General features: G+C 70.7%; 22 protein-coding genes. 8 read left to right on the top strand and 14 right to left on the bottom strand.

Annotated elements, in window-relative coordinates:
• Positions 1–12: 12 nt before the first annotated feature.
• The 9 genes from ACLJQZ_RS08600 to ACLJQZ_RS08560 form a co-directional block, all read right to left on the bottom strand.
• Positions 13–855 (bottom strand): TIGR03621 family F420-dependent LLM class oxidoreductase, encoded by an 843-nt coding sequence (locus tag ACLJQZ_RS08600; protein WP_410619500.1) that lies wholly within the window; start codon positions 853–855, stop codon positions 13–15.
• Positions 856–924: 69 nt separating this feature from the next.
• Positions 925–2748, bottom strand: a complete 1824-nt coding sequence (locus ACLJQZ_RS08595; protein WP_410619499.1) for a phosphoenolpyruvate carboxykinase (GTP) — start codon at positions 2746–2748, stop codon at positions 925–927.
• Between the two features lie 416 nt (positions 2749–3164).
• Positions 3165–3878, bottom strand: coding sequence for a hypothetical protein (locus ACLJQZ_RS08590; protein ID WP_410619498.1), 714 nt, complete (start codon positions 3876–3878; stop codon positions 3165–3167).
• A 104-nt stretch (positions 3879–3982) separates the two neighbouring features.
• Complete coding sequence (locus ACLJQZ_RS08585) at positions 3983–5821, bottom strand: dynamin family protein (protein WP_410619497.1); 1839 nt, start codon at positions 5819–5821, stop codon at positions 3983–3985.
• Entirely contained in the window at positions 5818–6366 is a 549-nt protein-coding gene (locus ACLJQZ_RS08580; protein ID WP_410619496.1) for a nucleotide exchange factor GrpE, read from the bottom strand. Before ACLJQZ_RS08580 ends, ACLJQZ_RS08585 begins: the two co-directional genes overlap by 4 nt.
• A 48-nt stretch (positions 6367–6414) precedes the next feature.
• A complete protein-coding gene (locus ACLJQZ_RS08575) occupies positions 6415–7038 on the bottom strand; it encodes a TetR/AcrR family transcriptional regulator (RefSeq protein ID WP_410619495.1) in 624 nt (207 codons plus the stop codon).
• Positions 7035–7514, bottom strand: a complete 480-nt coding sequence (locus ACLJQZ_RS08570) for a hypothetical protein (protein WP_326945346.1) — start codon at positions 7512–7514, stop codon at positions 7035–7037. The genes ACLJQZ_RS08575 and ACLJQZ_RS08570 overlap by 4 nt, the downstream gene beginning before the upstream one ends.
• 45 nt (positions 7515–7559) lie before the next feature.
• Positions 7560–8207, bottom strand: a complete 648-nt coding sequence (locus tag ACLJQZ_RS08565; RefSeq protein ID WP_326945347.1) for a hypothetical protein — start codon at positions 8205–8207, stop codon at positions 7560–7562.
• Positions 8208–8268: 61 nt separating this feature from the next.
• Positions 8269–9876, bottom strand: a complete 1608-nt coding sequence (locus ACLJQZ_RS08560) for a dynamin family protein (protein WP_410619494.1) — start codon at positions 9874–9876, stop codon at positions 8269–8271.
• Positions 9877–9991: 115 nt separating this feature from the next.
• On the opposite strand from ACLJQZ_RS08560, the gene ACLJQZ_RS08555 reads away from it, so the two are divergent.
• Together ACLJQZ_RS08555 and ACLJQZ_RS08550 are read left to right on the top strand one after the other, a co-directional pair.
• Positions 9992–11155, top strand: a complete 1164-nt coding sequence (locus tag ACLJQZ_RS08555) for a sensor histidine kinase (RefSeq protein ID WP_410619567.1) — start codon at positions 9992–9994, stop codon at positions 11153–11155.
• Positions 11152–11808 carry a response regulator gene (locus ACLJQZ_RS08550; RefSeq protein ID WP_247059510.1) on the top strand — a complete coding sequence of 219 codons (657 nt, stop codon included), beginning with the start codon at positions 11152–11154 and terminating at the stop codon, positions 11806–11808. Before ACLJQZ_RS08555 ends, ACLJQZ_RS08550 begins: the two co-directional genes overlap by 4 nt.
• A gap of 59 nt (positions 11809–11867) precedes the next feature.
• Here ACLJQZ_RS08550 and ACLJQZ_RS08545 read toward each other — a convergent pair whose 3' ends face one another.
• The 3 genes from ACLJQZ_RS08545 to ACLJQZ_RS08535 form a co-directional block, all read right to left on the bottom strand.
• A complete protein-coding gene (locus ACLJQZ_RS08545; RefSeq protein WP_410619493.1) occupies positions 11868–12755 on the bottom strand; it encodes an endonuclease domain-containing protein in 888 nt (295 codons plus the stop codon).
• A 168-nt stretch (positions 12756–12923) separates the two neighbouring features.
• Positions 12924–13835 (bottom strand): SDR family NAD(P)-dependent oxidoreductase, encoded by a 912-nt coding sequence (locus ACLJQZ_RS08540; RefSeq protein WP_410619492.1) that lies wholly within the window; start codon positions 13833–13835, stop codon positions 12924–12926.
• The gene (locus ACLJQZ_RS08535; protein WP_410619491.1) at positions 13832–14419 is read right to left on the bottom strand and encodes a TetR/AcrR family transcriptional regulator; all 588 of its coding nucleotides are present in this window, start codon (positions 14417–14419) and stop codon (positions 13832–13834) included. The genes ACLJQZ_RS08540 and ACLJQZ_RS08535 overlap by 4 nt, the downstream gene beginning before the upstream one ends.
• A 207-nt stretch (positions 14420–14626) precedes the next feature.
• Between ACLJQZ_RS08535 and ACLJQZ_RS08530 the strand changes: the two genes are divergently transcribed.
• The 6 genes from ACLJQZ_RS08530 (at position 14627) to trmB (ending at position 19620) form a co-directional block, all read left to right on the top strand.
• Positions 14627–15565, top strand: a complete 939-nt coding sequence (locus ACLJQZ_RS08530) for an ABC transporter ATP-binding protein (protein WP_410619490.1) — start codon at positions 14627–14629, stop codon at positions 15563–15565.
• 29 nt (positions 15566–15594) lie between these two features.
• On the top strand, positions 15595–16347 hold the full coding sequence (locus tag ACLJQZ_RS08525) for an ABC transporter permease (protein WP_410619489.1): 753 nt from the start codon (positions 15595–15597) through the stop codon (positions 16345–16347).
• A gap of 100 nt (positions 16348–16447) precedes the next feature.
• Complete coding sequence (locus ACLJQZ_RS08520) at positions 16448–17359, top strand: ABC transporter ATP-binding protein (RefSeq protein WP_410619488.1); 912 nt, start codon at positions 16448–16450, stop codon at positions 17357–17359.
• A complete protein-coding gene (locus ACLJQZ_RS08515) occupies positions 17356–18114 on the top strand; it encodes a hypothetical protein (protein ID WP_410619487.1) in 759 nt (252 codons plus the stop codon). The genes ACLJQZ_RS08520 and ACLJQZ_RS08515 overlap by 4 nt, the downstream gene beginning before the upstream one ends.
• A gap of 176 nt (positions 18115–18290) precedes the next feature.
• A complete protein-coding gene (locus ACLJQZ_RS08510; protein ID WP_410619566.1) occupies positions 18291–18842 on the top strand; it encodes a hypothetical protein in 552 nt (183 codons plus the stop codon).
• 97 nt (positions 18843–18939) lie between these two features.
• Positions 18940–19620: a tRNA (guanosine(46)-N7)-methyltransferase TrmB gene (gene trmB, locus ACLJQZ_RS08505; protein ID WP_410619565.1), complete on the top strand. Its 681-nt coding sequence runs from the start codon at positions 18940–18942 to the stop codon at positions 19618–19620.
• 92 nt (positions 19621–19712) lie between these two features.
• Here the strand turns inward: trmB and ACLJQZ_RS08500 are convergent, their stop codons facing one another.
• Together ACLJQZ_RS08500 and ACLJQZ_RS08495 are read right to left on the bottom strand one after the other, a co-directional pair.
• Positions 19713–21962, bottom strand: coding sequence for an FtsX-like permease family protein (locus tag ACLJQZ_RS08500; protein ID WP_410619486.1), 2250 nt, complete (start codon positions 21960–21962; stop codon positions 19713–19715).
• Positions 21959–22660, bottom strand: a complete 702-nt coding sequence (locus ACLJQZ_RS08495; protein ID WP_410619485.1) for an ABC transporter ATP-binding protein — start codon at positions 22658–22660, stop codon at positions 21959–21961. Before ACLJQZ_RS08495 ends, ACLJQZ_RS08500 begins: the two co-directional genes overlap by 4 nt.
• Positions 22661–22684 lie beyond the last annotated feature (24 nt).

Below are 22684 nucleotides of genomic sequence, written 5' to 3'. Positions count from 1 at the left end.
GGGACACGGTACTCAGCGGAGCTTTTCGATCACCGGGGCCAGCCTGGTCAGGTCGTCCTCGATCACCGTGAAGTAGCTGATGCCGAGCGTCTCGCGGGTGCGCCGCAGCTGGTCGGCCGCCGCTTCCGCCGAGCCGATGAGGACAGTGGGCAGCTCGCCCAGCTCGTCCACGCCGAGGTGCGGCACGAGCCGGTGGGCCGCTTCGAGCGCCGTCTGCCGGTCGTCGGTGATCCGGACGAAGTGGACCATCAGGTTGAGCTCGGTGTCACGACCGCCGAGCGCCCGCTTCGCGAAGTCGACGCGCTCGGCGACCGCGGCGGGACCGGCCAGGGCCAGCCGTCCCTCGGCCGCGCCGGGCGCGGTGCCGGTGAAGGCGATGGTGTCGGCGTGCTCGGCGGCGAACTCCAGCATCCGGTCGCCGCGGCCGCCGAGCAGCAGCGGCGGCCGGGGGCGATCCGCGTACGCGCGCTCGATCTCGGCGACCACGCGCTTCAGCCGCGCGAACCGCTGCCCGGGCGTGCCCCACTCGATCCCGGCGGCCTCGAACTCCGCGCGGACGTACCCCGCGCCGATCCCGATCTCGAGGCGGCCGCCGGTGAACTCGTCGAGCCCGGTGAGGTCGCGGGCCAGCAGCACGGGGTTGTGGAAGCTCGCGTTGAGCACGTAGGTGTTCAGCTTGACGCGCTCGGTCGCTTCGGCCGCCAGCAGCAGCGCCGGCACCGGCGCGACCCGCCCGAGGTGGTCGACCACGCCGACGACGTCGTAACCGAGGTCCTCGGCCTGGCGGCACTTCGCCACCCACTCGGCCCGTGAGCCGGGCGTCACCAGCGCCACCCCGAAGCGGAACGGTCTCATGGCGCGAACTTACCTGCAGACATCGAGAAGGGGACGTCCACACGGGACGTCCCCTTCTCGATGCGAAACTCAGGCGAGGCGCTGGGCCAGCGCGTCGAGCTCGTCACGCAGCGACGTCGGCACGGTGTCGCCGATCTTGTCGAACCACTCCTCGATCAGCGGCAGCTCCGCGCGCCACTCCTCGGGCTTGACGTCGAGAGCGGCCTGGATGTCCTCGAGCGACTCGGTGAGGCCCTCGGTGTCGAGGTCCTCGGCGCGCGGCACGAAGCCGATCGGCGTCTCGACGGCGTTGCCCTTGCCCTCGACGCGGTCGACGACCCACTTCAGGATCCGCGAGTTCTCGCCGAAGCCCGGCCACAGGAAGCGGCCGTCGTCGCCGCGGCGGAACCAGTTGACGTAGAAGATCTTCGGCAGCTTGTTCGCGTCGGCGTTCTTGCCCAGCGTCAGCCAGTGCTTGAAGTAGTCGGCGGCGTGGTAGCCGAGGAACGGCAGCATCGCCATCGGGTCGCGGCGCACGTTGCCGACCGCGCCGGCGGCCGCGGCCGTCGTCTCCGACGACATGGTGGCGCCCATGAACACGCCGTGCTGCCAGTCGCGGGCCTCGTTGACCAGCGGCACCGTGGTCTTGCGGCGGCCGCCGAACAGGATCGCCGAGATCGGCACGCCCTTGGGGTCGTCCCACTCGTCGGCGAGGATCGGGCACTGCGACATCGGCGTGCAGTAGCGCGAGTTCGGGTGCGCGGCCTTCTCGCTCGACTCCGGCGTCCACTCCTGGCCCTTCCAGGAGGTGGCGTGCTCGGGCTGGTTCTCCATGCCCTCCCACCAGATGTCGCCGTCGTCGGTCAGGGCGACGTTCGTGAAGACCGTGTTGCCCTGCTCGATGGTGCGCATGGCGTTCGGGTTGGTGTGCCAGTCGGTGCCCGGCGCGACGCCGAAGAAGCCGAACTCGGGGTTGACCGCGTAGAGCCGGCCGTCTTCGCCGAAGCGCATCCAGGCGATGTCGTCACCGAGGGTCTCGGCGCGCCAGCCCGGGATGGTCGGCTGCAGCATGGCGAGGTTGGTCTTGCCGCAGGCGCTGGGGAAGGCCGCCGCGACGTAGTGGACCTTGTCCTCGGGCGAGATCAGCTTGAGGATCAGCATGTGCTCGGCGAGCCAGCCCTCGTCGCGCGCCATCACCGAGGCGATGCGCAGCGAGTAGCACTTCTTGCCGAGCAGCGAGTTGCCGCCGTAACCCGAGCCGTAGCTCCAGATCGCGCGCTCCTCCGGGAAGTGCGAAATGTACTTCGTTTCGTTGCACGGCCAGGAAACGTCCTTCTGACCGGGCTCGAGCGGCGCGCCGACGGAGTGCAGCGCGGGCACGAATTCGCGCTCGCTGCCGTCCGGCCCGACGAACTTGTCGAGGGCGGCGCGACCGGCGCGGGTCATCACGCGCATCGAGGCGACAACGTAGGCGAAATCGGTGATTTCGATACCCAGCTTGGGATTCTCGTCGGCGAGCGGACCCATGCAGAAGGGGATGACGTACATCGTGCGGCCGCGCATCGAGCCCCGGAAGAGCTCGGTCATGGTGGCCTTCATCTCGGCCGGGTCGGTCCAGTTGTTGGTGGGACCGGCGTCCTCGGGACGCTCCGAACAGATGAAGGTCCGGTCCTCGACGCGGGCGACGTCGTTGGGGTCGGAGGTGGCCCAGAAGGAGTTCGGCTTCGACTTGAGCTGCACGAACGTGCCGGCTTCGACGAGCTCCTGGTTGATCCGGGCGGCTTCTTCGTCAGACCCGTCGACCCACACCACGCGGTCCGGGGTGGTCAGTTCGGCGACCTCCCGGACGAAGGACAGCACGCCGGTGTGCGTCGTCGGCGCGGTGTCCAGTCCGGGGATGGCGACTGCGGTCATCTCTGCTCCTGACTTCCGACGACAAATGAGCCCGCTCGGAACGGCTGTGTTCCGATGCGGGCTGCGTTGCCGGCGACCGAATGGCTTCGCACACCGGCTGGCGAAGCCGGCGTGCGTTTTTTGGGATTCCCCGAGAGTAGCCGCATGACCGGCAGGTAACCGAGAGCTGACGTGTACGTTCTCTCACAAGAACGATAAGGGAATCGATTCAGACGTCACCGGATCGGTGCATTTGCAGTAAATCTTGCGGTGGGCGGCCTCACACACGCCCCATTCCCTGGGTCCGGGGCGGGAGCGCCCGGGCGGGCGTGGGGTCGCACCCCACAAGATTCTGTGACCTGCTTGTTTTCATTTGCGACATGAAAAAAGCCCGGCGCGGGTGCGCCGGGCTTTCAAACTGTGACCTGGGTAACGTTTCAGTTGGGCGAGATCCACTGCCCGGTGCCGGAGTCGATGTGCGCGACACCCTCGAGCGTCTGCGTGCCGGCGCCGCCCCACTCGGCGTCACCCGCGGGGTCGCCGATCTGCTGTTCGCTGCCCGAATCCAGCAGTCCACTGGAGACCTCGGTCCACTGGCCGGGGCCGCTGTGCTCGAACGTCGTGGACGTGCCGTCGGCGTCGACCTGCACCGCGATGTCCGCTTCGCCGTCGCCGTCCTTGTCGGTGAAGGCGATGGTGCCGCCGCTCTTCGTCTCGACGACGGCGGTGTCGTTGTGTCCGTCGTGGTCGGTGTCGATGGTTGCCACCCCCGCGTCGACCTCACCGTCCGGCATGTCCGCGTGGATGTGGCCGCCGGAGCTGTCCTCGTGGCCGGTGCCGGTGTCGGAGTCGTCGTGGCCCCCGCCCTCCGACTGGATCCACTCGCCGCTGGCCTCGTCGTAGACGGCCTGCTCGACGACGTGTCCCGTCTCGTCGAGGACGGCGTACTGGTCGGCCTGGCCGTCGTGGTTCGTGTCGATGAAGGCCTGGGCCGTGCCGTCGTCGTGTTCGACGATCGCGGTGTCGTTGACGCCGTCGTCGTTCACGTCGTAGTTGACCTCGGCCTGGTACTCCTGGCCGTCGACGTGCACGGTCATCGCCTCGGCACCACTGGCGTCGGTGTCGTTGCCGCCACTTTCGTCGACCCACATGGGACTTCCCCCTTCGAACCGGGTAACGCCGTTCTCCGACCTGCTGTCTGAGGGTATGACTCACCGTAGGCCGGTTCGGTTCCCCACCACAACCGGACGCGCGCTCAGGCCGGCTTGTCCCGCAATGCCCGGATCCGGGTCAGGAACGCTTCCGCCCGGTCACGGCCGTCGCTGACCTCTTTCAGGCGCTTCGAGACGATCGCGATCTTCTTCGCCCGTTCCTGGGCGCCCATCTTGATCGTCTTGTCGACTTCCTTCAGCTCGGCCTCGATCGCGTCGATGCGCCGACCGAGGGCCTCGTCCAGGGCCATCGACAGCTGCTGCTCGGCCTCGATGAGCTGCTCGGCGACGAGCTGGTCGAGCGTCGAGCGGGCGTCCGCGATGGCTTCGACGAGCCACTGCTTCATGTGCTGCTTGTCGGCCGCGTGCTTGCGCGTGCGGGCCATCCACCAGCCCGCGCCGAGGCCGATGATGATCGTCACCGGCAGCACCACCGGGTTGAGGATCGCGACGCCGGCCAGCGGCAGCGCGGCCACCTTGCCCGCGCCGACGCCGCCCGAGATGCCCATGAAGACGAGCAATTTGTCCTCGGCCGTCGGCGGTTTCTTGTCCGGCGGGCGCAGCACGACCGGCGGCCCGCCGGCGCGCGCGAACTGCGCGCGGATGACGTCGAGCTCCTCCGGCGAGAACAGCTCCGACAGCGAGACGTTCGTGACCTGGTTGAGCCGCTGGGAAAGCAGCATCGAGATCCGCTGCGACGTCGTCTGCAGCGCGATGTCGACCTGCTGCGGCAACGCGGTCAGCTCGTCGCGCTTCGCGGCGTCGATCAGCTGCCGGAAGTGGGTCTGCGCGTCCCGCATCTGGCGGCTGCTCTCGTGCAGCACCTCGACGCGGGTGCGCTGCACCTCGCCCCGCAGCTTCAGCTGCCAGCCGCGGGTCGACGTCCGGCGTTCGGCCTGCAGCTGGTCACGGCGTTCCCGCAGCTGCTCGGCCTCGGCCTCGCCCGCCGACAGCGCCCGGCTTTCGGCCTGCAGCTTCGCCTTGAGCACGGCGAGCGCGCTGGACAGCGCGCGCAGCGTGTTGGCCTCGCCGAGCATCGCCGAGCGGCCGACCAGCAGTTCCTGCAACGCCGTCTGGACGCTCGCGATGCCGGACTTCTCCCGCAGCATCGCGGCCATCTGCTCGTTGGGCGCCTTAGCGGCCGTCTCGAACATCCGCGGTGACACCGGGTGGAACACGGCGTCGGCGAAGCGGGGCGCGTGCTCGGCCAGCAGCTGCCGGTCGGCCGCCAGCACCTCGCGCCAGCCGCGGAACATGTCCACCTTGGTCAGCGCGAACACCACGGTTTCGACGCGCTCGCCGACGTCGCGCAGGAACTGCAGCTCGGTCGAGGTGAACGGCGCCGACGCGTCGACGACGAACAGCAGCGCCGTCGCGCCCGCGGCGGCCTCCTTGGCCAGCTCGCCGTGCATCGAGTCGAGCCCGCCGACGCCGGGGGTGTCGACCAGCGAAAGCCGTTCGAGCAGCGGCACCGGGCCGGTGACCTCGACGTAGCGCGGCGGGATCTGGCCCGGCGGCAGCTCGTGCGCGGCCGACACCCAGTTGATCAGCTGGCCGAGGTCGATCGGCACCGGTGCCAGCTGGCCGGGGTAGCAGGCCTGCGCGCCCCACGTCTCCGCGTGGTCGAACACGAGGTAGGTGGCGGTGGCGACGTCGGCGTCCACAGGGGACAGTCCCGGTCGCGCGAGCAGGGCGTTGACCAGGGAGCTCTTGCCGCGGTTCGTCTCGCCGACGACCACGACGGCCGGCTTCTTCGGCCGCGCCCTCCGGATGTCGTCGACCCACCTGGCGGCGTCGGGATCGGCGTCGCGGACGACGGTCAGCAGCTGGTCACGGGCCGCCTGGACCTGCGCGGGCAGGCTCGGCGCGGTGGGTGCGCTCACGGGGTCTTCTTCGCGTAGACGATGACGATCGGGGCGCGCAGCAGGCGGTCGTGGTCGGCGAAGCCGGTGACCTCGGTTTCCGCGACGACGCCGTCCAGCGCCGGGTCCTCGGTCGGCAGCGCGCCGCCGGCTTCGTGCCGGGCCGGGTCGAACCGCTCGCCGTCGGGCCGCAGGGCCTGGACGCCGATCGCGGCCAGCCCTTCTTCGAGCCGTTCGACGACGCCGCCGCTGCGGGCGCGATCCAGTGCGTACAAGCACATCTGGATCAAGGCCTGGCGGTCGGTGAGTGCTCGCTCAAGGTCGACAGACGCTTCGGGGGTTCCGGGTGGCGGAGCCCCCGGCCCGGGGCGAAGCCCCGGTGAGGACACCGGAGCAGTGATGACCGGCTGCAAGGGGTGCACATCGGTGTCCGACGCCGGCTTCGCGCCGTCGGTTCCCTTCTCCGCGTCGGCCTCTTCGATGATCTGCGCGATGCTCAGCGCCGGGATCTGGCCGGTGGGCGTCTCGTCGGCATCCACCACGCCGTCCTTCCGAAACCACGCCACCCGCACCACCCCGTCCGGCTCACCGCAGATTCCACCAGTTTGGAGCACTCAGACGCCATCCGGGGGCGAAACGGCCGAGACCGGACGGAGGAACCGGATCAAGATCGTCCGGAGGATCGCGAGTTCGGCCGCCGTGTCGACGTCGGGGTCGAACGCCGCCCGCGTGATCAGCGCGTCGGCGAGGGCGGCGACCCAGCCGGCCGCGGCGTGCGGCGGGACGCCGGGGTCGATCAGCCCGGCGGCCACGGCCCGCTCGATCAGGACGGCGAGGCCGTCGGCCAGCGCGCATTCGTTGCGCCGGATCAGCGCGGCGAACTCGTCGTCGCGCGCGGCCTGCGCGGCGGCCTCGAGCACCAGCCGGGCGATGGCGGGGTGCGCGACCTCGGCGGCCAGCGCTAGCGCGACGTCGAGCAGCGCGGTCCACGGGTCGGCGGCTTCGGCCGCCGCGGCGAGCCGTTCGGCCGTGTCGCGCGCGTCTTCCTCGAAGATCGTGGTGAATACCGCGCGCTTGGTGGGGAAGTAGTGGAAGAGGCTGCCGGAGCTGATGCCCGCGGCGCGGCAGATGTCCGCGGTCGTCGTCCGCTCCAGGCCCTTCTCGGCGAAGCACCCGGCGGCGGCGTCGACGATCGCGCGGCGCTTGGCCGCGTGCTTCGCGGGGTCGACCGTCCTCATCGCTCGGCCGGCGGTTCGTCGAGCCAGGGGTAGCCGTGTTCGGCGAACGCCCTGGCCAGCTCGGGCCCGCCGAGGTCGGTCTTCTCGCGGGCGATCTCCCGGCCGTCGACGGTGTGCAGGACGAGCTCCTTGCCGTCGAGGTAGACGGCGTCGAGCTCGGCTTCGATGCGCCGCGTCTTCTCGCCGCGGACCAGCGTGACGCGGGCCGGCGACACCGTGACGACCAGCCGGTCGTGCGCCCAGATCACCGCGAACGCGAACCCGAGCACCAGGCCGCCGGCGACGGCGGCGAGCGTCGCCCACGGCTGCGGCAGCTTCGTGAGCACCTTGAACACACCCTGGAACGGGAAGGCCGGCAGGCCGGTGACCCACGCGGCGATGGCCCACACCCCGACGCCCAGCGCGGCGCCGGCCAGCGGGCAGCCGACCCAGGACCCGGTGCGCAGCCACGACGGCTCGTCGACGGTCGTCTCCATGCCGTCCATTATCAGACCGCGCGCTCGGTTTATGAAAGCCGGGGGTCAGACCAGCTCGTTGATGACCTCGCGGAGCTTGGCCTCCAGCCCCGGGCCGTCCTCGGCGAACCGGGACGAGACCAGCAGCTGGTCGTCGGCCGTGCGCAGGCAGATCGAGCCGGCCACGGAGATCTCGATGACGTTCAGCCGGAACGGGTACGCGCGCCGCCCCTGCCGCACCTCGGCCTCCCGCACGAGCTGACCGAGCCGCTCGCCGGCGACGATCTGGCGCCGGTAGAAGCCGGGTGCCCACGGGGTCGTGCCCGACGGCTCGCCCGCACCGCGCAGCGCCGGGCCGCGCGCGTTGGCGAAGTGCCGGGACGCGGCCGGGGCGAAGTACTCGATCGCCTGGCGCATCGCCGAATCGTGGGCGAGCGCGGGCCTGCCGTAGCGGTTGCGCGGGCTGCGCGGGTCCGGGTCCACCCGGCCGCGCAGGAACGCGAGGAGGTCGTTCCACCAGTCCGCCCACTGCTCCTGGACGGCGGCGCGGTCGATCTCCGGCGGGACGTGCACCGGGACTTGCGGCTCCACCGGCGGCAGGACCTGTCCTTCGGAAACGGACAGCGCCAAGGCGTCACGGATGTACAGCGCGACGTCGATCTCCGTCTCGCTGCTCCACCCCGCTCGCCAGGATGTCGTGTTCTCCAGCTGCACGTTTTCCACAGTACGCGGGAAAGCCGCTTTCCCAGGAGAAGTCGGCAAGGTGAAACAAGCGTCAGGCCTGTGGCTCGCGCACCTGCTGCCAGATCAGGAAATATGCACGGTGCACCACGTGCGCAACGCGGCTCTGCGCGGGCGTCGCGCCGAACGACGCGAAGGACCGCCACCAGCCCGCGCGCTCCAGCGCGTGCGCGGCCAGCTCCGGCCGGGGCGCGCCCGGCTTGCCGAGCTGGGCGCCGATGTCGGCGTTGCTGCCCACCCGCAGCACCTCCTCGGAGAGGTCTTCGGGCATGTCGACGGCGCCGGAGGCGACCAGCGTCAGCGCTTCGAGCAGCCGCAGCTGGTGGGCCTCGGGCTTGGCGAGCAGCACCTCGATGGCGTCGTGTACTCGCTGGCGCTCGGCCGGGTCGCCGGAGGCGTGCGCGAGCGCGGTGACCGACGCGAGCGCCGCGGCCGCCTTGATCCCGTCGGCGCGGGCGGCGAACACGATCGACAGCCGCTGCCGCACGGCTTCCAGGCCGGACGCGTCCAGCAGGGACCGCCGCAGCGCACCCGCCGTGATCTCCGGTTCCTTGCGGATGACGTCGACGGCGTGCGAGACGCCGAACAAATCGAGCTTCTCCAGCAGGCGCAGCCGGGTGCCGGCCGGGACGTCGCACTCCCAGCTGGTGAAGATGTCGGCCGAGATCAGCATGGTCTGCAGGACGTCGTCGTCGAGGTCGGCCAGCGCCCGCAGGGCCTCGGCGTCGGCGGAGGTGAAGCCGCCCGACTCGGCGGACTCCGCGATCAGCCCGATCACCGGCAGCACGTCGGCGACGCGCGGCTTGAGCGTCGAGGCCTGCTTCTCCGAGAGGATCGTCGCGGCCTTCCAGATGTCGCCGTCGGAGCCCTCGACCGACTCGGGGGCGATGGTGTCGGCCTTGTTCAGCACGGCGATGGCGTTGACCGGCCCGGCCTCGCGGCTCGCGGTGGCCGCGGTGAACGCGGCGAGGGCCTGCTGGTCGTCGGCGCGGACGCCCTGGGTGACGACGTAGAGGACGGCCTCGGCGCCGGCGACGGCGTTGCGCGAGGTGTCGTCGAGGTCGTCGGAGCCGTCTTCGTCGTCTTTGCGGTGCTTCGCGGCGCCGAGGAGCAGCTCGGTGCGTGACACCGACGCGGCGTCGAGCGAGCCGAGGCCGGGGGTGTCGATCACCGTCATGCCCTGCAGGACGGCGTTGGTCAGGTAGGCCTCGATGTGCGAGACCTTGGTGATGTCGACGCCCAGCTCGGCCGGGATCATCCCGTCCGAGGCGAACGGGAGCACCTGCTTGCGGCCGTCGGTGAAGACGATCTCGACGCGGTCCACCGTGCCGTACTGGAAGCGGGTCACCAGCCGGGTGCACTCGCCGATGTCGGTCGGCGCGACCCGGCGCCCGATCAGGGCGTTGACCAGCGTCGACTTGCCCGACTTGATCCGCCCGGCGACGGCCACCTGCAGCGGCGCGCCGAGCCGGCGCAGCACCTCGGCGAACCCGGCCGACGTCCGCGCGGACACCTGCGACTGCAGGCGGTGGCACAGGTTGGCCACGGACATCGACAGCGGACCGGCGAGCCGGCCCTGCTCCGGTGACGTCACGGCCCCCAGCCCTCCCGTCGTACGGACAACCCCCGGGAATCGTCCCATGCGCCTCATCCTGGGGTCGCACCGAAGGTGGTACCGGCGACCGACGCGGGATCCGCGGGCCGGGACCTAGTGTTGCCTGGTGCGACGGCTGAGTCTCTGGATGCGTGCCCACCCCATGGCGGGCGACTCGGTGCTGGCCGTCCTGCTCGGCCTGTTCGACCTGATGCTCTTCGTCGCCGACGGCTTCGCCGAGGTGCCCGAACTGCCGCCCTGGTACGTCGGGATCCCGGTGATCATCGCGATGGTGACGCCGCTGGTGTTCCGGCGGCGCTCGCCGCTGTGGTCGGCGTACGTCGTGCTCGTGATCAGCATCGTGCACGCGGCGCTGATGCTCGGCATCGGCAGTGCGGCCGGGCTGGCGATGAGCATCTACTCCGTCGTCGTCTACGCCGGACGGCGCCAGGGCGTGGTGTTCGTCGGCGCGGTCGTGGTCGCGTCGGCCGTCCAGCTGCTGATCGAGCAGTCCGGGGACATCCTCATCGCGGTGCTGTTCCTGGCGTTCGGCATCGCGCTGTGCTGGACGCTCGGCGAGTTCGTCGGGGCGCGCCGCGCCTACGACGTGGAAGTGGAGGCGAGGTTGCACCTGCTCGAAACCGAACGCGACCAGGCCACCCGGATCGCGGTGGCCGAGGAACGCGGCCGCATCGCGCGCGAACTGCACGACGTCGTCGCGCACGCGGTCAGCGTGATGGTGGTGCAGGCCGACGGCGCCTCGTACGCGATCCGCAGCAACCCCGAGCTCGCCCAGCGAGCCCTGCAGACGATTTCCGAGACCGGCCGCGGCGCGCTCGGCGAGCTGCGCGCGCTGCTCGACGTCCTGCGCAACGACCGCGCCGAAGGCGAGCCGCGGGTCCCGCAGCCGGACGCGCACGCCATCGCCGACCTGGCCGAGCGGATGCGCGCGGCGGGCGTGCCGGTGACGCTGGAGTCCGACGAGCTCGGCGACCTGCCCGCCGGGGTGTCGCTCGCGGCGTACCGGATCGTGCAGGAGTCGCTGACCAACACGCTCAAGCACGCCGGGCGCGGCGCGACCGCGTCCGTGCGGCTGCACCGGACCGGCGACCTGGTGGAAGTCCTGGTCTCGGACGACGGCGCCGGCCGGCTTCCCCAGCTGATGCCCGCCGGGCGCGCGTCACCACGGCTGGCTGTCCCGGGCGGCAACGGGCTGATCGGCATGCGCGAACGCGCCCACGTCTACGGCGGGACGCTCGAAGTCGGCCCGGCACCGGGTGGTGGGTGGCAGGTCCGCGCGGCGCTGCCGGTTAGGTTGGCGCAGTGATCCGTGTGGTGGTCGTCGACGACCAGGAACTGATGCGTGTCGGGTTCCGGATGGTGCTGGGCGCGCAGGAGGACATCGACGTCGTCGGCGAGGCCGGCGACGGCGCCCAGGCCATCCGGCTGGCCGAACAGCTGCGCCCCGACGTCGTGCTGATGGACGTCCGGATGCCGGTGCTCGACGGCGTGGAGGCGACGAAGAAGATCGTCGCCGACGGCACCGCACGGGTGCTCGTGATGACGACGTTCGACCTCGACGAATACGTCTACGCGGCGCTACAGGGCGGGGCGAGCGGGTTCCTGCTGAAGGACACCCAGCCCGACCACCTGGTCTCGGCGTTGCGTGCGGTGGCTTCGGGCGACGCCGTCGTCTCACCGTCGGTGACGCGCCGGCTGCTGGACCGCTTCGTCGGCGCCGGCGGCACGCCGATGCGCGACACGGCCGAGCTGGACGTGCTCACCGACCGCGAGCGCGAGGTGCTCGTGCTGATCGCCAAGGGTATGTCGAACCTGGAGATCGCCGAGGCGTTGTTCCTCTCGGAGGCGACAGTGAAGACGCACGTCGGCCGGATCCTGGCGAAGCTGGACCTGCGCGACCGGGTGCAGGCGGTGGTGCTGGCCTACGAAACCGGCCTCGCCCGCCCCGGCCTTGCCTGAGGGAGGCTGCACTTTCATAGGGAAAGATGCGCTCAAAGGCCCCCTGGACGCATCTTTCCCTATGAAAGTGCCGCTCGGATGGTCGTGACCACTCGCTTCGGCTCGTCGTACAAGTCGGCTTTGGTGACGATCACGAAGCGCCATCCCTCGGCCTCGATCGCGGTGCGACGCTGCGCGTCGAGGCGTGGCTGGATGCCGTCGAGATGCCATTGGCCGTCGTACTCAACAGCCAGCTTCCGCTTGGGGAAGGCCAGGTCAAGGCGGCCGAGAAAGTCGCCTGTTGCCGTTACGACGTCGACCTGGACCTCGGGTCTGAGCCCGGCGACGGTCAGCCACACCCGCAGCTCGGACTCGGGAACGCTCTCCGAACGCGCATTCGCCAGCGCGACCGCTTTCCTGGCTCGCACCATCCCGTTGTCGCGGCGCGGTCCGAGATAACGGCGCAGTTCGGCCAAGGTCAGCAGCCCGCTGCTGAGGAAGGCATCGAGGTAACCGACGGTCCGGGGAAGCGAACGATGAAGCTTGGTGTTCGTGAGGGCGTCCAAAGCGAGCCGCAGAGGCGTGGCGAGCCGGATGCCACCCCACGGCTCACTGTCGATCATCAGCCGGCTGGTCCGCCGGATGTGCAACCCGGCCTGCCGATCGAACACCACGTCTTCCGGCACCACGAATTCGACCAGGTCATGCGGACCGACCAGTTCGAGGCCCCTGACGGCCGCTGCCGAGCAGCCGGACAGAACGGCACCACCCGGCGCCAGCAGAGCGGCGGCCCGGCACCGCATCGAGTGCGTAACTTCAGTCGTCGAGGCGACGTAGACGTTCCGGAACAACCGGGTGAACGACGGAGACCTCAAGTCGCACAACGTCAACGCGTCTTCGGCCACGGCGTGGCTCCCGATGAAGGGCTCGGCGAAGTCGATCAGGTCTCTGCTGCGACGTTGGAACACCCACCAAACCTGCGTCACACCGCCGACAACCGGCCCCGACGAAGATCAACTACGACCTCCTTGTCCACATCCCCCGAAATCCCTCCACAACCCCGCATCTTTCATAGGGAAAGTGCCGCTTCAGGACTCCGGAGGCGCCACTTTCATGACGAAAGTGGCGGGGTTGGGTTAGCGGTAGTTGTCCGGCGGGGTCGTTGCCGGGTCTTTGCCTGTGTTGCGGACTTCGGTGAGCCAGCGGCCGAAGTCCGGGCGGTCGCCGTCGATGTCGGTGTAGCCGTATTCGTGCATCAGGGTCCAGGACGCCAGCGTTTGGCCGGCGAAGCGGGCGACGTCGGCGTCTTGGGCCAGGGCCGCTACGCCGCGGGCCAGCAGGTACGGCGTCTCGGAGATCTTGAAGTCGACCGGGGCGAGCTTGCCGACCGCGTCGCGCCAGGTGGCTTCGGTGACTTCGAAGGTGTCCAGCATCGACTCCGAGCGCAGGAAGCCCGGCGTGACGGCGAGGCCGACGCAGTCGTTCTTCTTCAGCTCGACGCCCAGCGCGCGGCCGAGCGCGCGGATGCCGCACTTGGCCAGGTAGTACGGCAAGCCCGCGCCGACGTAGTCGTCGTTGTCGCCGTCGGTCACCTCCAGCACCAAGCCGCGGCGGGCGACGACCAGCGGCAGCAGCTTGTGCAGCGCGATGAGGTGCGTGTCGAGCGCGTTGTGCGTCAGGCTCAGCGCGTCTTCCAGCGGCGTCTCCCAGAAGGGCGCGTCGAAGTGGAAGTACATGTCGCCGCCCCAGACGTCGTCGACCAGGATGTCGACTCCGTCCACTTCGGACTCGATGCGCGCCTTCAACGCGTCCACATCGGACACCGACGTGAAGTCGCAGCGGACCGGGACGGCTTTGCCGCCCGCCGCCTCGACCAGTTCCGCCGTCTCTTCGATCGTCTCCGGGCGCTTCAACGGTGACGCCGTTTCGCGCGTCGACCGGCCGGTGACGTACACCGTCGCCCCCGCGCGGCCCAGCTCCACCGCGATCGCGCGGCCGCAGCCCCGGGTCGCCCCCGTGACCACCGCGACCTTGCCCAGCAAACTCATGTCTTCTCCCGTCCCCGCCACGCGGTCAGCACCGCGTCGACGTCTTCGGCCAGCCGGTCGGCCAGCCGCCCCACCGGCCGGATCGACCAGTCCAGCGACACCCCGTTGATCACCGCCAGCAACGCCCGCGCGGCGCGGGGCACGCTCGGCGCGTGCGGCAGCTCGTCCGCCGCCGCGCGGACGAGGCGGCCCAGCTCCGCCTCCACCGCCGCGTAGTGCTCGCCCAGCAGCGCCCGCAGCACCGGGTCGCCGATGTCCACGCCGAGCTGGCCGAGGTGGTTGGCCGCCTCTTCGGCGTCGCCGAGCACCGCGTAGACCGTCACGGCCGCCTCGCGTAGTCCCACGATCGGGTCATCCCAGGAATCCGCGCACGCCCGCATCTGCTCGACCGCGCGGGTCGTCGCGCGCCGGCTCAGCGCCTGCAGCAGACCGGCCTTCGACCCGAAGCGCTGCCCGGCCGTGCCGACCGCGACCCCGGCCTCGGCGGCCACCTGGGCCAGGGTGAAGCCCGGTCCGCACCGGCCGATCACGGTCTCCGCGGCGGCCAGCAGTCGCTCGTCGGTGATGCTCCTCGGCCGGGCCACGGCATTATTGAACCACAGTTCATTAATGGTGTCACCCGGGTCCGCATCAGGGTCGGGTCAGGGTCATCACCGATCGCGCATCGGCCGAAAAGCCAGGAAGGTACTACTCAGGTAGGGGGCCCGGTTCGGTCTACAGGGTGACGCGCGAACAGGCCCTCACCCGCGACGATAGGTACGTCGTAAGCGAGGGGCGAAGAGGAGCAAGCCATGATCGAGGCAACGGGCCTCACCAAACGGTACGGAAAGACGCTGGCGGTGAACAACCTGTCGTTCTCCGTGGCCGCGGGGCAGGTCACCGGCTTCCTCGGTCCCAACGGGGCCGGCAAGTCGACCACCATGCGCATGATCCTCGGCCTGGACAACCCCACGGGCGGCCAGGTCACCATCGGGGGCAAGAAGTACCACGACCTCAAGCAGCCACTGCGGACCGTCGGCGCGCTGCTCGACGCGAAGTGGGTGCACCCCAACCGCTCGGCGCGCGCCCACTTGCAGTGGATGGCGAAGTCCAACAAGATCCCGGCCGCCCGCGTCGACGAGGTGCTCGACACCGTCGGGCTGAGCAACGTCGCGGGCAAGCGCGCCGGCGGGTTCTCCCTCGGTATGTCGCAGCGGCTCGGCATCGCGGCCGCCCTGCTGGGCGACCCCGAGGTGCTGCTGTTCGACGAGCCGGTGAACGGCCTCGACCCGGAGGGCATCCTCTGGATCCGGAAGTTCATGCACCGGCTGGCCGAGGAAGGCCGCACGGTCTTCGTGTCGAGCCACCTGCTCTCGGAGATGGCGCTGACCGCCAGCAACCTCGTGGTGATCGGGCGCGGGCAGCTGATCTCGCAGTCGTCGACCGAAGACTTCGTCTCCCGCGCCGCGGAGAACACGGTCAAGGTCCGCTCGCCGCAGCTGACCGAGCTGCGTGACGTCCTGCGGCGCGCGAGCGCCGGCGTCACCGGCGACGAGAAGGCGCTCGTCGTGTCCGGGATGGACAGCGACAAGATCGGCGAGATCGCCGCCGAGCACCGGATCGTGCTGCACGAGCTGAGCCCGCAGACCGGCTCGCTCGAGCAGGCCTTCATGCAGATCACCGGCGACTCCGTCGAGTACCACACCGGTCTCGAAGCCGAGGCGCACCAAGTGCTCGAGTCCGCCAAGTAACCGAAACCTCCACGGGGAAACCAAAGATCATGAACCTGCTCGCGGTCGAACGCATCAAGCTGTTCACCACCCGCTCGCCGTGGTGGTGCGCGCTCATCACCCTCGTCCTGTCCGTCGGTTTCGCCGCCATCCTGGCCGGCGCGACCGAGGCCGGCGACTCGCTGACCGTCTCGGCCACCCAGTTCGGTGGCTCGCAGTTCGGCATCGCCGTCGTCATGGTGCTCGCCGCCCTCGCGGTGACCACCGAATACCGCTTCAACACCATCCGCACCACGTTCCAGGCGGTGCCGCACCGCTCGCCGGCACTGGTCGCCAAGGCCGTCGTCGTCGGGCTGATGGCGCTGATCCTCGGCGAGATCGCCGGGTTCGGCGCGTGGGGCCTCGCCAAGCTGATGCGCCCGAACGACAACCTCGCGCTGACCACCGGCCAGGACTGGGCGAACGTCGCCGGGCTCGGCCTGGTCTTCGCCTTCAGCGCGGTGCTCGCCGTCGCCATCGGCATCATGATCCGGCACAGCGCCGGCGCGATCGCCCTGCTGCTCATCTACGCACTGGCCGTCGAGAGCCTGGTGCAGCTGATCCCGAAGATCGGCAACCACATCCACGAATGGATGCCGTTCAACGTGGCCAACAAGTTCCTCGTCGGCTCGACGCCGGCCGGGAACGGCCCGGCACCGTCGGATTCGCCGCTGAGCCCGGGCTGGGCGCTGGCCTACTTCGCCGGGATTTCGATCGTGTTCCTGCTCATCGCCCTCGGGGTGGCGAAGAAGCGGGACGCCTGAGGGGAAACAGGGGAAAACGGGAAATCCGGGTCGCGCTGTCGGGGGGCGACCCGGATTTTTCGTTTCTCGCTAGGCTCACCGCGACGGGACGGGTGGGCGGATGATCGAAGCGACGGCACTGACCAAGGCGTACGGCGACACGACCGCCGTGGACCAGCTGACCTTCACCGCGCGCTCCGGCCGCGTCACCGGGTTCCTGGGCCCCAACGGCGCCGGCAAGTCCACGACGATGCGGCTCATCGTCGGCCTCGACACCCCGGACGCCGGGACCGTGCTCATCGACGGCGTTCCGTACCGCGAACTGACGGACCCGCTGGCGACGGTCGGCACGATGCTGGACGCCGGCTGGCGCCACCCCGGCCGCGGCGGGCGAGACCACCTGCGCTGGCTGGCCGCGACCAACGGCATCCCCGACAAGCGCGTCGACCAGGTGCTGGCGCTGGTCGGGCTGACGAGCGTCGGGAAGACGCGGGCCGGGCGGTACTCGCTCGGCATGCTGCAGCGGCTGGGGATCGCCGCCGCGCTGCTCGGCGACCCGCGCGTGCTGCTGTTCGACGAGCCGGTCAACGGCCTCGACCCCGAGGGCATGGCCTGGATCCGGCAGCTGCTGCACTCGCTGGCCGCCGAGGGCCGGACCGTGTTCGTGTCGAGCCACCTGCTGCCGGAGATGGCGCAGACCGCCCAGGACCTGGTTGTCATCGGCCGGGGCCGGCTGATCTACCAGGGCACGATGGACGAGTTCGTCGCCCGCACGAGCCACCACGGCGTGCGCGTGCGCACCCCGCACGCCGACGAGCTGCGCGCCGCGCTCACCGGGCAGGTGGAGTTCACCGAAGCCGACGGCGCCTTCGTGGTGTCCGGAGTGGACAGTGACCGGATCGGGCAGCTCGCCTTCGACGCCGGCGCGACGCTGCACGAGCTGAGCCCGATCGCCGGCTCGCTCGAGCAGTCCTACCTCGATCTCACCCGCGAGGCCGTCGAGTTCTCTGCCGCTCCGGAGGCCGCGAAGTGACGACCTTGAACCTGCTCCGCGCCGAGCGCATCAAGCTCTTCAGCACCCGCGCGCCGTGGTGGTGCCTGACCCTCGCCTTCGTCGCGCCGCTCGGCTTCACCGCGCTGTTCTTCGCGCTGGCCGGCCCGGAGATCCCGGCGACCGTCGGCAACACGCAGCTCGCGAGCGGCAACGGCCGGACCGTGCTGCTCGTGCTCGCCGTGCTCGCGACGGCGTCGGAGTTCGGCTGGGGCACGATGCGGCTGACCTTCCAGGCCGTCCCGCGCCGGGTGCCCGCGCTGCTGGCGAAGGTGACGATCATCGGCGCGGTGGGCGCCGTGCTCGGGCTGGTCGTCGGCTTCGGCGCCTGGGGCGTCGGGACGCTGGTGCAGCCGGACGCCGATCTCGCGCTGCACTCGGGCGCGGAATGGCGCTCGGTGCTCGGCCAGAGCCTGGTCTTCCTGTTCACCGCGGTGGCCGGCGTCGGGGTCGCGCTGCTGCTGCGCAACGTCGCTTTCGCGCTGGCCGCGGTGCTCGTGTGGACGCAGCTGCTGGAGGGCCTGGTCGTCTTCATCCCGGGCGCGGGCAAGCACATCTACCAGTGGATGCCGTTCCACGCCGCGGACGAGTTCGTCGGCGCGGGTGGCTTCGCCGCCGGGCCGCTGCAGCTGTCGGCCGCGCCGCTGAGCCCGTGGGGCTACCTCGGTTACTTCGCGGCCATCAGCGTTGCCCTGTTCGTGGCCGGCGTGGTCGTGACGGCGAAGCGTGACGCCTGAGCGTGATCGCCGTCTTACTACTCCACAAAACTGTGTTAAGAGAAGATGAAAACGTTGTGGCTTCTCTCACAGGCGCCGGACATAATGCTATGACCAGGCAATATTCGTAAGTGAGTGAACCGGACCCGTCTGAGCTCCCCTGGAGGTGATCCTTGGCGGTGGACACCGGTCAAGAATTGGGCAGCACGATTCCCCGGGCCCGCGTCGAAGACGACGCACCGCGGCTCGAACCCATGTTGGATCTTGAATGGTCGCGGGCCATCGAACTCCCGCAGAACGCCATGGCGGCGGGCACGCCCGCGGAACTTCGCCGTGCTTGGGTGCATCGCGCGCCCGAGGACAGCGTCCTCGGGCTGTTCCGCGCGTCGGCCGGGATGGCCGGACCGATCCCCGCGCCGTGGTGGCTGCGCGCGGTCGCGGACGGCAAGCTCGATTCCCGGGAACAGGGTTTCCGCGTCGAGGACCGCATCGCGCAACTGCTCGGCCGGCGGCCGGGCTGGGAATTCGTCCCCTGGGCCGCGGACGGCGAATCGGGCTACTGGGAGTTCATGCCGTCCGAACGCGGGAAATCGGGACACGCGATTCCCACGACGGTGATGAACACCGATCGGCACAGCGGTTGGATCGACGTCCTCCCGGCGCACACCGGGCCGACGCCGGACCCGATCCCGGTCGCCGGACTGGCCGGCCTGCGGTCCCGGCTCGGGGAGTTCGAAGCCGCTCGGTGACCACCGGTTAGTCCATCCATGCCCCCGCCACCACCCTCAACGGAGGCGCTCCGCGCCCGGCTACATTCAGTGCGTGGAGAACGAGGACAGTCGACGGCTGCGCAGCGTCGTCAGCTACGTCAAGCGCGGTGGCCGGATGACCGTCGGGCAGCAACGCGCGTGGGACGAGCTGTGGCCGGATGTCGGCCGCACGGTGGGCGAGCTGCCCGCCGGGACGCTGGACTTCGGCGCGTGGTTCGGCCGCGAGGCGCCGGTGCTCGTCGAGATCGGCTCCGGCATGGGCGAGACGACGTCGCAGCTGGCCGCCGCGGCGCCGGAGCTGAACTACGTCGCCGTCGAGGTCTACGACCCGGGCCTCGGCCAGCTGATGCTGCGCGCCGAAAAGCTGGGCGTCGAGAACCTGCGGCTGCTGCACGGTGACGCCGTCGTGCTGCTCACCGAGCACGTCGAGCCCGGGACGCTGCACGGCGTCCGGCTGTTCTTCCCGGACCCGTGGCCGAAGAAGAAGCACCACAAGCGGCGGATCGTGTCGCCGTCGTTCGCCGCGCTCGTGGCGTCGCGGCTCGCGCCCGGCGGGACGTTCCACATGGCGACCGACTGGGAGAACTACGCCGAGCAGATGCTCGAGGTCTGCTCCGCCGAGCCGGCGTTGAAGAACCGGTACGACGGCTGGGCACCGCGGCCGGAGTGGCGGCCGGTGACCAAGTTCGAGCAGCGCGCCGACGTCGACGGCCGCGTCTCGCACGACCTCATCTTCGAGAAGCGCCAGAAACGCTGAAGGGGACCTCTCCCCGGATCCCCGCGGAGAAAGGTCCCCTTCAGCTCACTACCCCCGGTGCTCGCCCCTCCCCCGACTCCAGCGGCGAGCGTTTATTCCTCGGCCAGCGGCTCGGCCTGGACCCGCTTGAGGGCGGGCGTGCAGACCGACGCGCCGAGCAGGGCCACACCGACCCCCAGCACCACCGGCGCCAGGAGCCACGGACTCAGCACGATTCCGCGTGGATCGACCATGCTGTAGAGCCCAACACCGACGAGTACCCCGACGATTCCCGCGCCGATGGTGGCGACCAGCGCGGGCAGCGCGGCTTCCATCCGCAACGCCCTCGACAGCACCCGCACCGGCGTGCCGGCGGCCATCAACGCGCCGAAGGTGCGGCGGCGGTCCATCACCGAGCCGGCGGTCGCGACCGCGGCACTGCACCCGGCCAGGACACCGGCCGCGAGCAGCCCGATCACGGTCACCCGGCGCAGGTCACCGAGCTCGGTCTGCTGGTTGAACAGGTACTGGTCGCGGCTGCCGATCTCCTCGCCGGCGGCCGGCGCGGCCAGCGCCGTGCGGACGATCTCGCGGTTGGCGTCGGTGGTCGGCGCGACCACGGTGACGTACGTCGGCGCCAGGCCGTCCGGCAGCGCGGCCGGGTCGATGATCGACGTGCCGGCCAGGTCGGAGTCCGGCAGGTGGACGGCTTCCGCCCGCGTGCCCGACTTGACGGCCACGGCCGCCCCGTCCCAGTTGTCGGCGATCTTGTACTGCGCCAGGTCGAGCGCCGAGTCGCCGAAGACGGCCGGACCGCCCGTGCAGTTCTCCGCGGTGAGCCCGAAGCGGGTCAGCTTGACCGCGTCCGCGCAGCTCATCACCAGCGCCCGGTGGCCGGTGCGGTGCGAGCCCTCGCCCTGGACCAGGTAGACCTGCCCGACCGCGGTGGCTCTCTCGGACTGGCCGTACTTCTGCAGCGAGCCGTTGGCCTGCTCGACGATCTTGCTCGCGTGCTGACCGTCGGTGTCGACGTAGAGCACGGAGTCCTGGAAGGACCGGCCGCCGCCCGCCATCGACTCGAACGTCGGCAGCAGCGTCAGCGCCATCGACCCGGCGAACACCGCGAGCACGATCCCGGCGGACGCGCGGTAGGCGCTCTTCGGGTCGTCACGCAGGCGACGGCCGGCCAGCAGCGACGACGGCCGCCGCCAGATCCGGACGAACGTGCCGCCCACCGCCGACGTCACCCACGGCCCGACGATCGCGGCTGAGCCGACCAGCAGGAACAGCCCCGCCATGACCATGCCGATGCCGCCGGAATCACCCGAAGTCGACACCGCGTAGAGGAAGAACAGCCCGGCCGCGGGCAGCGCCAGCAGCCGCCACCAGCGCAACGGCTTCTTCGTGTGACCGCCCGCGGCGAACAGCGGGTTCTTCAGCACCCGCCGCAGGCCCAGGACGCCGGCCAGCACCACGAGCACCGGGATCGCCACGACGATGAACACCGTCAGGCCGACCGGCAGCGCGAAGTCGGCCGCCTGCCAGGTGCCGCCCGCCCAGGGCACGAACGACGCGAGGCCGCGCAGTGCCGGGCTGAGCAGCAGGCCGAGCAGCGCACCGATGCCCGCGGACAACGTCGTCTCGGCGGCCACCATGTTCGTGACCTGCCCCGGCGTCGCGCCGGCCAGCCGGAGCGCGGCCAGCCGCCGCTCGCGCCGGGCCGCGGTCAGCCGCGCCGACGACGCGACCAGCACCAGGCTCGGCACCAGCAGCACGATGATGCCGACCCAGGAGAGCAGCATCAGCAGGCCGTCCGGACGCGCTTCGCCCTTCGGGAACCCGGCGACCTGCGAAGAGGTCTCCGGCATCTGGTCCGCCGTGTGCCCGGTGAGCGCGACGAGCTGCTCAGGGAACCGCAGGCCGTCCTCGCCGAGCGCGCCGACGGGCTTGCCGAACCGGTCACCGAGCTGCGCGGCGGAGTTGCTCTGCAGCAGTCGCCCGAGCGCGGGCGACACGACGGTCTCGCCCGGGCCGGGCAACTGCGGCACCCCCGGCGGCAGCTCGAGCCCGGCCGCGGTGGCGCCGGGCGCCGGCGCGACGTCGACGCGGATGATCTGCTTGCCGTCGAAGTAGTCCTTCGAGGCGGAGTACACCAGCTTCGCCGGGCCGTCGCTGTTGCGGCTGTAGAACTGGTCGCCCTGCCAGAGGGCGCGTTGCTCGCGGTGCACCGTGGCGAACGGCAGCGTCGCCAGCAGCAGCACCAGCCCGGTCGCGACGGCCACCCCGGCCGCGGTGAGGATCGCCGACGTCCGGGTCCGCCGGTCGACCTTCAGCACCCGCAGGGCGATCTGCAGCGAGTTCATGCCGCGAGCCTCGTGGCGATCAGGCCGTCCCGGATGGCGACGGTCTTCGGCATCGACTCGGCCAGCTCACGGTCGTGCGTCACGACGATCACCGCGGCGCCCGTCTCGTGGGCGGCGCCGAGCAGGGCGTCCATCGTGTCGCGGCCGGTGCGCGTGTCGAGGGCGCCGGTCGGCTCGTCGGCGAAGATCACCTTCGGCCGGTGGGTGAGCGCCCGGGCGATGGCGACGCGCTGGGCCTCGCCACCGGACAGCTCACCAGGACGGCGGCGCTCCTTGCCGGCCAGGCCGAGCCGCGAAAGCCACTGGCGCCCGGCCTCGATGGCCTCCTTGCGGCCGAGGCCGGCCAGCAGCGACGGCAGCGCGACGTTCTCCTCGGCCGACAGCTCGGCGACGAGCATCCCGGACTGGAAGACGAAACCGAACTCGGTGCGGCGCAGCTCGCTGCGCTTCTTCTCGCCGAGGTGGTCGATCCGCTGCCCCGCCAGGAAGATCTGCCCGTCGTCGGCCCGGAGGATGCCGGCCAGCACGTGCAGCAGCGACGTCTTGCCCGAGCCGGACGGCCCGACGATGGCGACGGCGTCCCGCGACTGGATGTCGATGTCGATGCCGGCCAGGGCGTACTGCGCGCCGTAGCGCTTGACGAGCCCACGGCCGGACAACACCGGGCCATCGGTCCACTGTGGAGTGTTCGGGTCCACGAGGTTCTCCCTGTCGGTCGGATC

The organism is Amycolatopsis sp. cmx-8-4 (genome assembly GCF_046548675.1).
Lineage (GTDB): Bacteria > Actinomycetota > Actinomycetes > Mycobacteriales > Pseudonocardiaceae > Amycolatopsis.
Note: the sequence above shows the minus strand (reverse complement) of the source record. Positions and strands in the feature narration are given on the sequence as shown.